The sequence below is a fragment of the Haloarcula sebkhae genome, from assembly GCF_014647415.1.
Lineage (GTDB): Archaea > Halobacteriota > Halobacteria > Halobacteriales > Haloarculaceae > Haloarcula > Haloarcula sebkhae.
Window position 1 is genome coordinate 271,679 of sequence record NZ_BMPD01000001.1, and the last position, 16,183, is coordinate 287,861.

Annotated in this window: 12 protein-coding genes; 6 read left to right on the forward strand and 6 right to left on the reverse strand. The window is 63.5% G+C overall.

The window, feature by feature from the left end; genetic code table 11:
* Positions 1 to 29: 29 nt before the first annotated feature.
* The gene (locus IEY38_RS01370) at positions 30 to 410 is read right to left on the reverse strand and encodes a VOC family protein (RefSeq protein WP_188974720.1); all 381 of its coding nucleotides are present in this window, start codon (positions 408 to 410) and stop codon (positions 30 to 32) included.
* 101 nt (positions 411 to 511) lie between these two features.
* On the opposite strand from IEY38_RS01370, the gene IEY38_RS01375 reads away from it, so the two are divergent.
* Complete coding sequence (locus tag IEY38_RS01375) at positions 512 to 3,562, forward strand: FAD-binding and (Fe-S)-binding domain-containing protein (protein WP_188974722.1); 3,051 nt, start codon at positions 512 to 514, stop codon at positions 3,560 to 3,562.
* 429 nt (positions 3,563 to 3,991) lie between these two features.
* Here IEY38_RS01375 and IEY38_RS01380 read toward each other — a convergent pair whose 3' ends face one another.
* Together IEY38_RS01380 and IEY38_RS01385 are read right to left on the reverse strand one after the other, a co-directional pair.
* Positions 3,992 to 5,290 carry a nickel pincer cofactor-dependent isomerase, group 22 gene (locus IEY38_RS01380; protein WP_188974724.1) on the reverse strand — a complete coding sequence of 433 codons (1,299 nt, stop codon included), beginning with the start codon at positions 5,288 to 5,290 and terminating at the stop codon, positions 3,992 to 3,994.
* 114 nt (positions 5,291 to 5,404) lie between these two features.
* Positions 5,405 to 6,532, reverse strand: coding sequence for a serine hydrolase domain-containing protein (locus IEY38_RS01385; RefSeq protein ID WP_188974726.1), 1,128 nt, complete (start codon positions 6,530 to 6,532; stop codon positions 5,405 to 5,407).
* A gap of 150 nt (positions 6,533 to 6,682) precedes the next feature.
* Here IEY38_RS01385 and IEY38_RS01390 point away from each other — a divergent pair, with 150 nt between their 5' ends.
* Positions 6,683 to 7,453, forward strand: a complete 771-nt coding sequence (locus IEY38_RS01390) for an IclR family transcriptional regulator (RefSeq protein ID WP_188974728.1) — start codon at positions 6,683 to 6,685, stop codon at positions 7,451 to 7,453.
* 60 nt (positions 7,454 to 7,513) lie between these two features.
* Here IEY38_RS01390 and IEY38_RS01395 read toward each other — a convergent pair whose 3' ends face one another.
* Positions 7,514 to 8,677 (reverse strand): acyl-CoA dehydrogenase family protein, encoded by a 1,164-nt coding sequence (locus IEY38_RS01395; RefSeq protein WP_188974730.1) that lies wholly within the window; start codon positions 8,675 to 8,677, stop codon positions 7,514 to 7,516.
* A gap of 82 nt (positions 8,678 to 8,759) precedes the next feature.
* Between IEY38_RS01395 and IEY38_RS01400 the strand changes: the two genes are divergently transcribed.
* A complete protein-coding gene (locus IEY38_RS01400; RefSeq protein WP_188974732.1) occupies positions 8,760 to 10,229 on the forward strand; it encodes an aldehyde dehydrogenase family protein in 1,470 nt (489 codons plus the stop codon).
* Between the two features lie 94 nt (positions 10,230 to 10,323).
* The gene (locus IEY38_RS01405; protein ID WP_188974734.1) at positions 10,324 to 11,139 is read left to right on the forward strand and encodes an aminoglycoside N(3)-acetyltransferase; all 816 of its coding nucleotides are present in this window, start codon (positions 10,324 to 10,326) and stop codon (positions 11,137 to 11,139) included.
* Between the two features lie 33 nt (positions 11,140 to 11,172).
* On the opposite strand, the gene IEY38_RS01410 is transcribed toward IEY38_RS01405, so the two are convergent.
* Positions 11,173 to 12,234, reverse strand: a complete 1,062-nt coding sequence (locus IEY38_RS01410) for a zinc-dependent alcohol dehydrogenase family protein (protein WP_188974736.1) — start codon at positions 12,232 to 12,234, stop codon at positions 11,173 to 11,175.
* Between the two features lie 145 nt (positions 12,235 to 12,379).
* Entirely contained in the window at positions 12,380 to 14,035 is a 1,656-nt protein-coding gene (locus tag IEY38_RS01415; RefSeq protein ID WP_188974738.1) for a long-chain-fatty-acid--CoA ligase, read from the reverse strand.
* Between the two features lie 170 nt (positions 14,036 to 14,205).
* Between IEY38_RS01415 and IEY38_RS01420 the strand changes: the two genes are divergently transcribed.
* Together IEY38_RS01420 and IEY38_RS01425 are read left to right on the forward strand one after the other, a co-directional pair.
* Positions 14,206 to 15,000 carry an enoyl-CoA hydratase/isomerase family protein gene (locus IEY38_RS01420; protein ID WP_188974740.1) on the forward strand — a complete coding sequence of 265 codons (795 nt, stop codon included), beginning with the start codon at positions 14,206 to 14,208 and terminating at the stop codon, positions 14,998 to 15,000.
* Positions 15,001 to 15,043: 43 nt separating this feature from the next.
* Positions 15,044 to 16,114, forward strand: coding sequence for a phosphotransferase family protein (locus IEY38_RS01425; protein ID WP_188974742.1), 1,071 nt, complete (start codon positions 15,044 to 15,046; stop codon positions 16,112 to 16,114).
* Positions 16,115 to 16,183: the final 69 nt, after the last annotated feature.

The following is a 16,183-nucleotide window of genomic DNA, read 5'->3' on the forward strand; positions in this document are numbered from 1 at the left end:
TTCGTCACTCGAAACGCCGTGGGCGCGGTTCAGTCTTCGAGCGGTTCGATGAGTTCGACGTGATGGCCGTCGGGGTCCGCGACGAAGGCCGTGTATGCACCGGCTTCCGGCTGTGGACCTGGCTCTTTGACGACACCGTGGTGGTCGATTCGCTCGACCGTCGCGTCGACGTCGTCCACGCCGAGTGCGAGGTGGTCCCAGCCGGACCCCATCTCGAAGCTCGTCTCCCCGTTGGTTTCCGATAGTTGGAGTTCGACACCATCGTCGTCGGCCACGTAGTAGTTCGTCGTCTCGCCGTCCGGCGTGGTGAACTGCCAGGACTCCTCGAAACCGAACTGCTCGTAGAACGCGATCGATTCTGTGGCGTCGGCGACGTTCAGGCACATGTGGAGTATGCTTGCACTGGCCATACATCGCTTCCAGTGCCCTCGGGCAAATAGCTGGCGGGCGTCAAGAGCGAATTGTGACCGCATGCCATAGACTTTAATGATTATTACTCCTGAATGCCTGTATGGCGATCGAAAATGTCGAGGACACCTGGTCAGCACAGGAACTGGACCTGGATCGACCGGATGTCGACGCGTATCGGGACCTGGCGGACGCGCTCCGTTCGCAGGTCGCAGGTGGGGTTGAGTTCGACGAATACGCCCGGATTCTGTACGCGACGGACGGGAGCATCTACCGCGCCGAACCGGCAGGAGTCGTGTATCCGACTGACATCGACGACGTGCAGGCGGCTGTCGAGGTGGCGACGAGCCACGGCGTCCCGATACTGCCTCGGGGGACTGGGTCGTCGCTCGCCGGGCAGACTGTCGGCCCGGGCTGTGTCGTTCTGGATATGTCCCGGCACATGGACGATATCCTCGATATTCGGCCGGACGAGCAGACGGTGCGTATCCAGCCCGGTGTGGTGCAGGATGACCTGGACGACACGCTGGCCGAGTACGGCCTGAAGTTCGCCCCGGACCCCGCGTCGTCGAACCGTGCCTCTGTCGGCGGTGGCATCGGGAACAACTCCACCGGCGCACACTCCGTCAGGTACGGCATCACCGACGCCTACACGGATGCGGTGAAGGCCGTCCTCTCTGACGGCTCACTCATCCATGCCCGCGAGGTCGTCGTCGACTCGCCGGAGTGGGACGACATCGTGAGCAAGGACGACCGGGAAGCCGACATCTACCGGACGGTCCGGCAAGTCGTCGAGGAGAACGCCGAGGAGATCGAGGAGCGTTACCCGGACCTCAAACGCCGGGTGTCGGGCTACAACCTCGACCGCGTCATCTACGAGAACGACGACGGCGAGCGGGTGTTGAACCTCGCGAAGCTGTTCGTCGGGAGCGAGGGAACCCTCGGGGTCATCGTCGAGGCCGAACTCTCGCTGGTGACCGTCCCCGAGGAGACCGCGCTGGCGCTGTACTGTTTCGACACGCTCGCGGACGCGATGAAAGCCGTCCCGGTCGCGCTCGACTACGACGTCAGCGCAGTCGAGCTGATGGACGACGAGGTGTTCAGGCTCGCGGCCGGCTCTGACGGCTACGCCGAGTACGTCGAGCCGATTCCGGACCGCGCGGCGGCCGCGCTGATGCTCGAATACGACTCGGAGTTGCACGACGACTTCGAGGCGGCCATCGCGCGGACCACCGAACGGTTCATCGACAAGGGGGAAGCCTTCAACGTGGTCGAGGCCTACACCGATGCAGACCAGGCCGACCTCTGGAAGCTCCGGAAGGCGGCGATTCCGCTCCTGATGTCGATGGACGGTGACCCCAAGCCGTACCCGTTCATCGAGGACGCGACGGTTCCGCCCGCCGAACTGGCCGAGTACGTCGAGAAGTTCGAGGAGGTGCTGACTGACCACGACACCTCCGCTGCGTACTTCGCCCACGCTGGGTCCGGGACGCTCCACATCCGCCCGATTCTCAATCTGAAAGAGGAATCCGGCATCGAGGCCATGCACTCCATCACGGACGACGTGACCGACCTCGTGCTGGAACACAAGGGGTCGTTCTCCGGCGAGCACGGCGACGGGATGGCCCGGACGGAGTTCACACCTAAAATGTATGGCGAGACGCTCTGGAATGCGTTCAAGGAGGTCAAGACGGCCTTCGACCCGCAGTGGTGGATGCACCCAGGCAACGTCGTCTACCGCGAGGGGCCAGAGGACATCGGCCCCGATGCCGACCGTGGTGTCGGTGCAGACATGCGGGAGAACCTCCGGTACGGGCCCGAGTACCAGTCTCTGGAGCCACAGACGACGCTGGACTTCGAGGACGAAGGCGGCTTCTCGGAGCTTGTCGAACTGTGTAACGGCTGCGGGACCTGCCGCCAGACCGACGGGGACGTGATGTGTCCGACCTACCGCGCCTCGGAGGAGGAGGTCCAGACGACGCGGGGCCGTGCGAACCTCCTCCGGTCGGCCATCAGTGGCGACTTAGACGAGGACGAGATCCACTCCGAGCGCTTCCAGGAGGAAGTGCTCGACCTCTGTGTCGGCTGCAAGGGCTGCAAGAGCGACTGCCCGACCGGGGTCGACATGGCGAAACTCAAGACCGAGCTGAAACACCAACACCATCAGGAAGAAGGGACCAGCCTCCGGGAGCGCCTGTTCGCCAACATCGACACCGCCTCGAAGATCGGGTCGGCGCTGGCCCCGGTCTCGAACTGGGCGACGAACATCCCAGGCGCACGGATGGTCATGCAGAAAGTGTTCGGCATCGCGTCGGAGCGTGAACTCCCCACCTTCCGCCGGGAGACGCTCCGGGACTGGTTCGACGCCCGCGGCGGCTCGACCGTTTCGCAGGCCGAAGCCGACCGGAAGGCCCTGCTGTTCCCCGACACGTACACGAACTACTCGTACCCGGCCGCCGGCAAGGCCGCCGTCGAAACGCTGGAAGCCGCTGGCGTCCACGTCACCATTCCGGACAACACCGCACCGTCAGGGCGAGCGGCGTACTCAACCGGGATGCTGGACCTGGCTCGCGAGCGTGCCGAGACGAACGCAAATCGGCTGTCGGACCGCGTCGCGGACGGCTGGGACGTCGTGTTCGTCGAGCCCTCCGACGCCGTGATGTTCCAGGACGAGTACCGGGACCTGCTCGACGGCCCCGATGTCTCGGAGGTGGCCGACAGCGCTTACGGCGTGCTGGAATATCTCGACACGTTCCGGCTCGACGACGCGCTCTCGGTCGAGGACCGCTCGCTCGGGGCCGCCGGCGCGGTCAGCTATCACGGCCACTGCAACCAGAAGGGGACCAACAAGGACCACCACGCCGTCGGCGTCATGCGCCGCGTGGGCTACGAGGTTGACCCGCTCGACTCGACGTGCTGTGGCATGGCCGGGAGCTTCGGCTACCATGACGAGCACTACGACCTCTCGAAAACCATCGGGCGGCTGCTGTTCGACAAAGTCGACGAAAGCGACGGTGACCGCGTGGTTGCCCCGGGCGGGTCCTGCCGCTCGCAGTTGGGTGACCGCGACGGCGTCGACGAAATTCCGCCCCATCCTATCGAAGTCGTCGCCGAGCGACTACCTGACACGACGACAGTCGGACAGTCGGTGTGATAGATTCAACGACTGTTCGCGGAGCTTAGAGAGCAATCCTGATCGACAGTGTCCGGACACTCCTATATCTGACGATGATTGAGCCAGATATGTCACCATATATTGCGCTCGCATCGATTTTTGGCCCCATATACAGATTTTCTATGTTATTTTTGCGTTTTTAACCCCATACATTCGCTAAAATGTTCATATAGTTGCCTTCTGAGAGTTTCGAACTCGATATAGCTATAGATGGTCACCCGATATAAATCGATCACCTAAAAGTGGAACGTAAACCTCACGCTTCTGCTTGTATCCCGTTCCTCTGCCAGTTCGATTGAGACCCGATTCCGATAATATCATATAAATGATGGTTTGTGGCTGTAGAAACGAATGTACAGTTGTTAGAAATTGTTCCAGACGCACGGCATGACCGTTGCTACCCGGTAGTCAGTCCCGGATAAACGACGCGGTGCCGTCGGTGAACGCGAGCGACTCGTGGTCGGTGACTGCGGCGGCGGCCGGCAGATCATCGATTAGCGGGTCGGAGACGTGGAGCGTCGAGAGGTCCTGTGTCGTCTGTATCCAGACGATCCGGACGGTATCAGGGTCGTAGCCACCGAGCGCAGACAGCGCCGTCCGGATGGCGAACTCGTCGTCCGGTGCGACGAGCGGGAGCTTCGCCTTCGCCGTCGAACCGCTGGTGAGGGCGTTCGCGTACGTCTTCTGGAGGTCCAGCTGGTCGACGACGGCCCGGCGGGTGATGTCGGCCAGGCCGATACCGTTGCCGTTGCCCTTCGTCGCCTCTGTGAGCCCGCGGGCGTACAGCAGCTTGATCGACGGTTCGTCGGGGTCCGGCGCGTTGAGGACGCGGTAGCGGCCGATGACGTTCGTGTCCATTCCCGCGCCGGAGACATCCTTGCCGAGTTCGTCGACGACAAGCAGGTCGATGTCGTCGACCGGGAGCGTCGCCATCTCGTCGTAGGCCTGTTCCAGCAGCGCTGGCTCGCAGTCGGTGAACGAGCCCGCCGGAATCGCTTCGACGTGGGCTGTCTCCTCGTGGAAGTTCTCGACCAGCGCCACGCCGCCGACCAGTGGCAGCGCCGACTCGACAACCGGGAGCGCGGCTTCCAGCGTCTCCACATATCCCTCCTTGATGGCTGTCGAGTGGAACGCCTTCGCGCCGTGTTGCTTGCCCAGCCCGACGACGGTCATCTTCGTCAGCCCGCTCTCGATGCGGCCGCTATAGTTGGTGTGGGGCTTTACTCGGTTCACGACGACCACGGCATCCGCCTCCCGTGCCGCCGTCGAAACGTGGACCGGAAACTCGGTCTCACCGACAGTGACGGTGTCGACCTGTGCAGTGTCCATCCGGGCGTCGATGGGGGCATCGAGGCACGATTCCGTGATGCCCAGGCTCTCCAGCACTTCGCGCTGGCCCTCGGGCGTCGCCCCGCCGTGGCTCCCCATCGCCGGGACGACGACTGGTTCGAATCCCCTACTGCGAATGGCCTCGACGACAGCCTCGGCAATGTCGTCGATACAGTGGATGCCGCGGCTGCCGACGGCAACGGCAACGGTTGTGCCCGGTTCCAACCCGTCAAGATCGAGGCGGTCGAGTTCAGCCTGCGCCACGGCTGCCGGGTCGTCAACGGCGGCCGTCTCCGGCTCGTACTGGACACGAGCGAAGTCCGGCAGCGGCTGTGGATCAATGAGATGGTCCACGTCGCCTCGGTCGGGGAAGTTCATATCGGAGGGTTAGCCGCGGGCCATACAAAGACTCGGGTCGTGCAACCGTCTCTTAGCTGGAGACGCAAACGGTCAGAAAACCCCTGTGGCGACAGGTGTCAGTGGGTGTTGCGCTCAGTCCTGTAACAACAGCCGGACGGCGTCGGAAAGCTGGCCGACGCGGGCGGCGTGTTCGAAGGACTCCTCGCGGATACCGTTCGTGACGAGCGCGAACCCGACGTTCAGTTCGGGGTCGCCCCAGCCGAACGAACTCCCGAGGCCGGCGTGGCCGAACATCCGCTCTTTGCTGGCGGCCCCGAACATGTCGGCGGCCAGCCCACCGGTCCAGACGCCAAGTCCGTAGCGGGCCGGACGCGACAGCGTACCGTCGGATTCGGTTTCGGCGTGGGTCGTGGTCGCCTCGTCGACGGTCGCTTCGGTTAGCAGTTGCGTCCCATCCAGCGACCCGCCGTTTGCGAGACAGGCGTAGAACCGGGCCATGTCCCGGGCAGTGCCGATGCCGTTGGCCGCGGGAATCACTGCCCGGTGAGTCGCTTCCTGATTGAACGCCGCGACGTCGGTAGGGTCTTCAAGCCCCTCTTCGACATCGTGACATCGCTCGGACATTTCGTAGCCGGCCAGGGTCGCCACGGTGTCGGGCTCGTCGTCACGCAGACCGATTCCAGTATCACCCATCCCAAGCGGCTCGAACACGTTCTCTGCAACGTACTCCTCGACCGGCTGGCCGCTACAGCGTCGGATGAGTTCGCCGACCAGCCAGCCGTAGTTGGTGGCGTGATACGCCGGGATCGTTCCGGGCTCAAACACGGGTTCGATGTCTTCCATCGCCGCGACGACGGCCTCCCAGTCGCCCCAGCGCTCGGGCTGGTCGTCGAACTCGCCGAAGGGGATACCGGCGGTGTGGCTGAGCACCTGCCGGACAGTGATCGATGCTTTCTGTGTGCCGTCGTCGGCAAACTCCGGCCAGTGCTCGACCACCCGATCGTCGTAGTCGAGTTCGCCCTGCTCGACGAGTTGGTGCAGGCCGACACCGGCGAACGGTTTCGTACAGGAAAACAGGAGGTGACGCGTCTCGGGCGTCGTTTCGTCGCCGTCGGGACCCGTGGAGCCGCCGGCGAAATCGACGACAAGGTCGCCGTCGACGTACACCGCCAGCTGTGCGCCGTGGTGCAGTCCGACATCGAGTTGTCGGTCGAACTGGGCCCGAAGCTGTTCGATATCGTCTGCGCTAAGCCGTGACATGGTCTGTGTAAAATCCAGTCGCGTACTACAAATTAGGTTCGGTTCGGCGATGGAATCGAACAGCGGATAGCTACTGACTGCATTCGAGCTATCGCACCATCATGGTCGATTGTGCGAAACGTTGATGACACTGAGAAATCACAACTCCGTATGCTCGAAAACAAGAACGGAACGTCCGAGGTGTCGACAACCCGGACGTCGTTCGAGATTCTCGCGCTGATTCGGGACGCGGGCGGCGCGACAATCGCGGACATCCGGACGGAGACGGATCTGGCCAAGAGCACGGTGTATCGGCACCTCAAGACGCTGCACGATATGGACTATCTCGTCGAGGAAGACGGGGAGTATCGGCTGTCACTCCAATTTCTGCAACTCAGCGAACCGCCGCGGATACGGCGGCCGGGCTACATCGTCGCCAAGCAGAAAGTCATCGAACTGGCGATAGAGACCGACGAGCGGGCGCTATTTCTGGTCGAGGAAGAGTTCGAGGGCGTGTATCTGCACCGGGCCGGCGGCCGGAACCCGCTCCAGAGCGACACGATGATCGGCAAACGCCGGCCGCTGCACGCGCTCGCCTCGGGGAAAGCCATCCTCGCGGAGTGGTCCGACGAACGCATCGAAGAGTTCGCCGAAACCACTGCTCTCGAAGAGCTGACATCGAACACGATTACCGACCGGGACGCGCTGTTCGAGGAACTCGAACAGATCCGCGAGCGGGGCTATGCGACCAACATGTCCGAGCACATGGACGGCCTGCGAGCAGCGGGCGTACCGGTGTACAACCACGAGGACGACCTTATCGGCGCGCTGAGCGTCTTCGGACCGAATGGCCGGGTAAGCCAGGACGACATCGAATCGACGTACCCCGATCTGCTGGAACAGAAAGCCAGCGAGTTGAAGATCGACCTCACGTACGATTGAGAAGTGCTGTTTCGCGCCGGCGCGCGGTCGTTCCGTATCCCGGAATGTGTCGGACGGCCTCTACTCGAAGGCCGGGATACCGGTCAGGTCGTGACCGATGATGAGCGAGTGAATGTCGTGGGTCCCCTCGTAAGTGTAGACGGTTTCGAGGTTCGTCAGGTGCCGCATCGGGGAGTAATCGGCCGTGATGCCGTTGCCGCCGAGCATCTCGCGGGCCACTCGTGACTGCTCGCGAGCCATTCGTGCGTTGTTTCGCTTCGCCATCGACACCTGTTCCGGGCGGAGGTTGCCGCGTTCCTTCAGGTCTGCGAGCCGGTGGGCGAGCAACTGACCCAGCGATATCTGGGTCGCCATCTCTGCGAGCTTCTCCTGCTGGAGCTGATAGCCGGCGATCGGCTTGCCGAACTGCTCTCGGTCGGTGGCGTACTCGTGGGCGGTCTCGAAACAGTCCATCGCGGCCCCGACCGTTCCCCAGGCAATACCGTAGCGGGCCTGGGTGAGACAGGACAGCGGCCCCTTCATCCCCTCGACGCCCGGCAGGATGTTCTCCTCGGGGACGCGGGCGTTCTGCAGGCTGATCTCGCCGGTAATCGATGCCCGCAGCGAGAGCTTCTCGTCGATCTTGTTCGTCGTCACGCCGTCACGATCCGTTTCGACGAGGAAGCCCCGAACGGGGTTGCCGTCGGCGGATGTGACCTTTGCCCAGACCACTGCGACGTCGCTGATGGGCGCGTTCGTGATCCACGTCTTTGAGCCGTTCAGGACGTAGCCGTCGGCGTCGCGCTCGGCCGTCGTTTCCATCGCCGACGGGTTCGACCCGTGTTCGGGCTCGGTCAACCCGAAACAGCCCACCTGCTCGCCGCTGCCGAGTGCCGGCAGCCATTCCTCTTTCTGGGCGTCGCTGCCGTAGGCGTGAATCGGGTACATCACGAGTGCCCCCTGCACGCTGGCCATCGAGCGCAGGCCGCTGTCGCCGGCCTCCAGCTCCTGCAACAGGAGGCCATACGCCGTCTCGCTGAGGCCCGGCAGGCCGTACCCATCGAGGTTTGGGGCGTAGAACCCGAGGTCGCCCATCTCGGTGATGAGATCCGTCGGGAACGTTCCGTCGATCCAGTGCTGCCCGACGTCCGGCTTGACTTCGTTCTCGACGAACTCCCGGGCTGTGTCACGGACCATCCGCTCTTCCTCGCCGAGGTCGTCTTCGAGACCGAGGTAATCGATCATATAGGATCTGTGGCCGGGGTTCAATTAAGCGTTTGCCTGCTGCCAAAGTGCTAAAAGTCCGTAGCGCTGTCGATACTATGGAATGTCACAACCAGATAGCCAGACGGCGTGGAGCCGACTATACATCGACGGTGAGTGGCGCGACGCCAACGCATCTGAGACGATTCCGGTGACCAATCCCGCGACAGGCGATGAAATCGCGGCGGTACCCGCCGGAACGGAGGGCGATGTCAACGATGCCTACCAGGCAGCCGATGCGGCCCAGTCCGACTGGGCGGCGCTGTCGCGCGAGGAGCGCAACGAGTACGTCGAGTCGATGATCGGGGTGATGCAGGAACGACTCGACGAGATCATCGAACTGCTCGCGACGGAGTCGGGCAGCGTTCAGGCCAAAGCAACTGCCGAGGCCAACTTCGCAATGGCGGACTTCCAGAGCGCACTGGAGATGATCCCGCCGGAAGAGGAGGTCCGTGACTCGATGTATCACGAGGACAAAGACCATCACATCGTCCGCGAACCCGCTGGCGTCGTCGGGATTATTTCGCCGTGGAACTTCCCACTGCACCTCACGACGCGAGCGCTCGGTCCCGCGCTCGCACTGGGGAACACTGTCGTCATCAAGCCCGCAACGGACACGCCGATTACCGGCGGGCTCCTGCTGGCTGACATCGCCGAGGAAGCCGGCCTCCCGGACGGCGTCGTCAACGTCGTCACGGGCCACGGCTCCGACATCGGCGACCGGATGGCCGGCCATCCGACCGCCCGCGTGATGTCATTCACCGGGTCGACGGCAGTCGGCAGGTCAGTAGCGAGTCAGGCTGGGAACGCGCTCGCCCTCCCAGCGCTCGAACTCGGTGGGAACGGACCGTTCGTCGTCACCGAGGACGCCGACATCGAGGCAGCCGCCAAGGCCGGTTCCGTCGGCGCGTTCGGCCATCAGGGACAGGTGTGTATCTCGATCAACCGCCATCTCGTCCACGAGGATGTCTACGACGAGTACGTCGAGAAACTCGTCGAGCACGCGGAGTCGCTGACTATCGGGAACCCGCTCGATGAGGACGTGGAGTTCGGTCCGATCATCAACGAGAGCCAGGTCGAACAGCTCACCTCGTTCATCGAGCAGACTGTCGATGCTGGCGCGACGCTGGAAACAGGTGGCGAGGTTGAGGATCTGTTCCTCGAACCGACCGTCCTCTCGGGGTGTACCAACGATATGTCCGCGGCATGCAACGAGCACTTCGGCCCCGTCGCCCCGGTCATTCCGTTCGAGTCCGACGAGGAAGCCGTCGAACTCGCCAACGACACCGAGTACGGCCTCGCTGCGGGCGTGTACAGCGATGATATCGAACACGGCCGGTCCATCGCCGACCAGATCGACGCCGGGATGGTCCACGTCAACGACCACCCAATTCAGGATGAACCCAACGCCCCGTTCGGCGGGATGAAGAACTCCGGCCTCGGCCGGTACAACGGTGAGTGGATCATGGACGAACTGACCGAGACCAAGTGGATCTCCGTCCAGCACGAAGAGCGCGACTATCAGCTGCTCTGAGCCAGTAGATTCGGGGCCACAGTAGGCACCCACAACAGCGGCTCGGTGTTGCTGGGAACACGAAACTTATGCCCGCTTTCGGCTATCGTCTCTCATGGACACGCCGCGCCCAAGTGACCGTTCAGCGGAACCGGTCACTGTGGATTCGATAGCACACGACCTTCGTGCGCTGGGTCTCGAAAGCGGGGAGATAGTACTGGTCCACGGGTCGCTGTCCGAACTGGGGTGGGTCTGTGGTGGCGCACCGGCGGTGGTTGACGCCCTGCAGCGCGTCGTCACCGAGCGCGGGGCCGTAGTGATGCCAACGCACTCGCCCGGCAACAGGGACCCCGACAATATGGGGAACCCACCAGTCCCGGACTCGTGGGCCGACACAATTCGCGAACAGTTCCCACCGTACCGCCCAGCAGTGACGCCAACGCAGGGAATGGGTGCAATCGCCGAGTGTTTTCGGACGTATCCAGCCGTCTACCGGAGTAAGCACCCACAGCATTCCTTCGCCGCGTGGGGTGCCGACGCCGAGGCCATCACTGGCGGTCACGCCTACGATTACTCGCTCGGGGAAACATCACCGCTGTCAGACGTCTACGACCGTGATGGGAGGGTCCTGTTTCTCGGAACGTCACATGCGACGAACACCTCGCTGCACCTCGCCGAGTACCGCGCCGATATCGACACCGACACGACCAGACACGCCAGCGCCGTACTTCTCGAGGGCGAGCGCGAATGGTGCCACTGGACCGATATCGGACTCACCGATACGGATTTTCAGGCCTGTGGTGATGCGTTCGAGCGTGCCCACCCCAGCGCCGTCGAGACGGGGACTGTCGGCGTCGGCGAGTCGAAGCTCCTCGACCAACAGCCGATGGTAGACTTCGCTGCTGACTGGCTGGCAGCGAACCGTTCGTAGGGACCGACGACCACAGCGTAGCGCCGGCGTCTCTCAGAACTCGTCGATGACGGGGATACCGACCGTCTCGTACTCGCCCATCGACGAGAGGGTCGCCGGCACGTCGTCGAGCGAAAGCGTCTCCCCGACGATCTTGGAGGGTTCGAGCGTCCCGGCGTCGATGAGCCGGAACAGTTCGTCGTACCGGATCGGCGGCATCCCGTAGGAGCCATGGAAGTCGATTTCCTGCAGGGTCATCGTATCAACCGGGAGGGAGATTTCCCCGGCCTCGTCGTCAGTCGTGAGTCCGACCTGCACGTGGGTGCCCTGCTTGTCCAGCGAGCCGACCGCGTTGCGACACGTCTCCGCGATACCCAGCGCGTCGATAGCCACATCGGCCCCGCCGTCCGTGACTGCGTGAACCTCTCCGGGGACGTTGTCCACCTCGGCAGCGTTGATTGTCGTCGCTGCGCCGAGGTCCCGCGCCCGGTCGAGCTTGCTGTCTTGTACGTCGACCGCAATCGGTTCGGCTCCCAACACATCCGCGATATGGACTGCCGAGAGGCCAACGCCGCCACAGCCGTGGATCGCGATGGCGTCGCCCGGCCTGAGATCCGCCCGGTCGGTCAGCGCGTGGTACGCCGTCATGAACCGACAGCCGAGCCCGGCCATCTCAGTGAAGTCGACGGCGTCCGGCAGCGTGACACAGTTGAAGTCGGCTTCGCGGACAGGGAACGCCTCGGCGAATGCCCCCGGTGCGGCCTCAAGGAAGCCAAGCGGCATCGACGTCTCGCAGATGTTGGCGTGTCCGCGCTGGCAGTACTGACACGACCCGTCGCCGAGGTGGAACGGGACCGTGACGCGGTCCCCCTCGGAGAACTGTTCGACGTCCGAACCCACGTCGGCGACGACCCCGGCCGGCTCGTGACCAAGAATCTGCCCGGGACCGGTCTGGATGCCGAACCACTCCCAGTCCCCCTGCCAGGCGTGCCAGTCGCTCCGGCAGACCCCGCAGGCTTCGGTCTCGATGACGACCTGGTCTGGCTGGGGCTCCGGATAGGACACGTCCTGAATCGTGAGCGGTTCGCCGTGCTCCTCAATGACAGCTGCTCGCATACCACAGTCATCACAGGGGTATCATAAATATTTATTCGCGATTGGGGCTGTTGTGGCTGGAGCCGTACAATGGCTGCACGCTACCGAGAACGCCGCCGTCGATAGTGTGTCTGACAGCCAGAGGCTCCGCCACGCTTCAGCCGAATTACGTCGCCGGGGCGTTCTCGGCGACGGTTTCGATGACCGACTCGTCAACGTACTCGTCACGGAGCGTCTGCTTGGAGAACTTCCCGGTCGCACCCTTGGGAATCCCGTCGACCAGACGGATGGCGTCGGGAACCCACCACGACGGATAGGACTCGGCGACGAGGTCTTTGATTTCCTGCCGCAACGCGGCTTCGTCGGCTACGGTATCGCGTGTGACGACGAACGCGGCAGGGCGTTCGTCCCACCGCTCGTGGGGGACAGGGACGACGGCGGCTTCGACGACCTCGTCGTGACCCATGACCGCGTTTTCGACCTCGACGCTGGCGATCCACTCGCCGCCGCTCTTGACGAGATCGTCCATCCGGTCGACTACGTCGACGTACCCCTCCGGACTCACCCGGACAATGTCACCGGTCTTGAACCAGCCGTCGTCGGTGACGGCCTGTTCGGTCGCATCGGGGGCGTTGTAGTACTCCTGTGTGACCCACGGGCCACGCATCCAGAGTTCGCCCAGCGACTCGCCGTCCCAGGGCACTTCCTCGCCGTCGGTGTTGACGACTTTGAACTCCAGCCCGGCAATCGGGAGCCCCGCGGAGTGGCTCCGCAGGTCGAACAGTTCCTCCTCCGGCAGATCCGTCATTCCGGGCTTGGGCTCGTAGGCGTGAGTAACCGGTGATGTCTCGGTCATGCCGTAGCCGGAAATGAGGTCCACGTCGAACTCCTGCTTGTAATCCTCCATCAGCGACCGCGGCGTCGCGGACCCGCCGCTGGTGAAGTATCGAACCGAAGAGAAGTCCACGTCGGTCTCGCGGGCGTACTCCAGCAGGTCCATGAAGACAGTCGGGACCGCTGCGGAGACGGTCACGTCCTCTTCTTCGATGAGCATCGCCAGATCCTCGGCCGACGGGTTCGGCCCGGGGAGGACTGTCTTGGCTCCGGCAGCGATAGTCGTGAACGGACGACACCAGCCGCTGACGTGGAACATCGGAACGTACGTCAGCTCTACGTCGTCGGTCTTGATACCGGCCTGGCTGGTCATCAACGACATGACCTGCGTCCAGTACATCTTCTGGGTGTACTCGACACCTTTCGGCTTGCCTGTTGTCCCGGACGTGTAGCACATCCCCGCCGGCTGGTCCTCGGGCAGTTGCGGGAAGGAGTAATCGGGGTCGCCGTCGGCGATGAACGATTCGTAGTCGACGACCGGCTCCAGCGACGTTTCGGGGACGGTGTCGCCCATCACGATGTACTGCTCGACAGAAGCGAAGGCTTCCTCGTCGTAGGCACCTTCGAGCTTTTCTAGCATGACGGGGTCGACGATGAGGATCTCGTCCTCGGCGTCGGCTACGATGTGCTGGATGTGCTCGTCGGGCAGGAGGAGATTAATCATGTGGACCTGTGCGCCCATGCAGGCGACGCCGTAGTAGGCCTCCTGATGCCAGTGATTGTTCCAGGCGAACGTCCCGACTCTGTCGCCGCGTTCGATGCCCGCCTGTTCGAGGGCCGAGGCTAGCTTCCGTACGCGTTCGGCGTAGTCCGCTATCGTGTACCGGTGAATCCCCTGGTGTGTCCGCGAGACGATCTCGCTGTCGGGGAACACGTTCTCGCCACGCCACAGGAATGACCGGAGGTTGAGTGGTGCACCACCTGGCATACTGCGTGTCAACACACACCGATATCTTAAAACTAGCCCTGCTCGCTGTGATACCCTCAACGTGCCACCCGCAGCTCGTGGCCAGCGCTGTCTGAAACTGTGAACCGGCGGTAAATTTATACCGAGACCGTGTGAAGCGAACCCATGCAGTTACAACGGAGTGATATCCGGTGAGCGAGTCCGTACTGCTCTCCATCGACGACGGCATCGCCACGCTGACGCTGAACGAACCGGAAACGCGGAACGCACTCACACAGCCCGTATACGACGCCTTGGAGCGCCACCTCGATACCATCGAGACTGCGTCCGATGTTCGGTGTGTCGTCATCGAGGGCACCGGCGAGTCGTTCTCGGCCGGCGGCGACATCGAGGGAATGAGCGAGCGGCTCACGGACGACGACCCGACTGACGACGCCGTCAGCGAACTGGCTCGCCGGACCCGCGACACCATCGCCAGAGTCGTCGCACTACCGGTCCCGACCGTCGCAAAGGTCGACGGGTCGGCCGTCGGGGCCGGCGCGAACCTCGCGATCGCCTGTGACATCCAGCTGGCGAGCGAGTCGGCCAGCATCGGCTTCGTGTTCCGGCAGGTCGGCCTCAGCGTCGACGCTGGCACGTCGTATCTGCTCCCCCGTATCGTCGGGACCAACGTCGCAAAGGAGCTAGTGTTCACCGGCGAGATCCTGGGTGCCGAGCGAGCCGCGGAGCTGGGCCTGTTCAATCACGTCTACAACGCTGAAGCGTTCGAGTCCGAAGTCGAGGCGACCGTCAGCCGCATCGCCGATGGGCCGACCGTTGCCCTCCGGCATTCAAAACGGCTGCTTCAGGACGGCCTGGAGAAGTCCTTCGACCGCGCCCAGCGCGACGAGGCAACTGCCCAGGGTATCGTCTTCGAGACGGCCGACCACGAGGAGGGCGTCGAGGCGTTCCTGACCGACCGCCGGCCGGAGTTCGTCGGACGGTGACACGACCCGCAGTTTTTCATGACACGGAACCCAATCAGCGACCATGACTGAACACAGCACCGACTACTACCAGCGACTGGTCGACGAAAGTGCGCTCGAAGAGTTCCTCACGAGGGAAGTCGGCCCGGTCGACACGTTCGACGTTGCGCGCCACGAGCAGGGTCACTCCAACGAGACGCTGTTTGTCACCTGGGGCGACCGAGAGCTGGTCGTCAGGCGGCCCCCGCCGGGCCAGACCGCCGAGACAGCTCACGACGTGTTGCGGGAGTACCGCGTCATCGACGCGCTACAGGACACAGCCGTACCGGTCCCGCCGACAGTGACGGCCTGTGACGATGAGTCGGTCATCGGCAGCGATTTCTACGTCATGGCTCGCGTCGAGGGGACCGTCATCCGAGACCAAGAGCCAGCACGCTTCGCGAACAACGACGCCCGGGCGGCAGTCGGCACCGAACTGGTGGACACCCTCGCAGCCATCCACGAGGTTGATACCGAATCCGTCGGCCTGTCAGACCTCGGCCGTGCGAGAGGGTATGCGAAGCGGCAGGTCACGCGCTGGGGGAAACAACTGGCGTGGGCGTTCGAGCGGACGGCCGAGTCCCGCACTGTCCCTGAACTGGAGCGGGTCGGCTCGTGGCTTCAGGACGAGTGTCCCGACGACCATCCGGAGACACTGGTGCATGGCGATTACAAACTCGACAACGTGATGTTCGGCCCCGGTGACGACCCGGACCTCGCCGCCGTCTTCGACTGGGAGATGGCGACGCTGGGCGACCCACGGGCCGACCTCGGCTGGCTGCTCTCGTACTGGCGTGACGCCAAGGACCCCGAGCCGGAGATTCCCGACCTTGCGATGGAGTTCATCGAGGCACCGGGCTACCCGACCCGGAAAGATCTGGTCGACCGCTGGGAAGCCCAGACCGGCCTGACGTTCGAACACGAGCGGTTCTATCGGACGCTCGCCGTGTACAAGCTCGCCGCCCTTGGGGAGATGTTCTACCGGCGCTATCTGGAAGGCAACGCCGACGACCCGTTCTATCCATTGATGGAGAACCGCGTCCCGGCGCTGGCCGACCGCGCGATCCGGATTATCGAGGGCGACGAACCGCTCTAGCAGCGACGAAGCAAGAGCCGATTTGCGTGTCGAAGCCCCGGCAGATGGCAGCAACCCCATACACAGCTC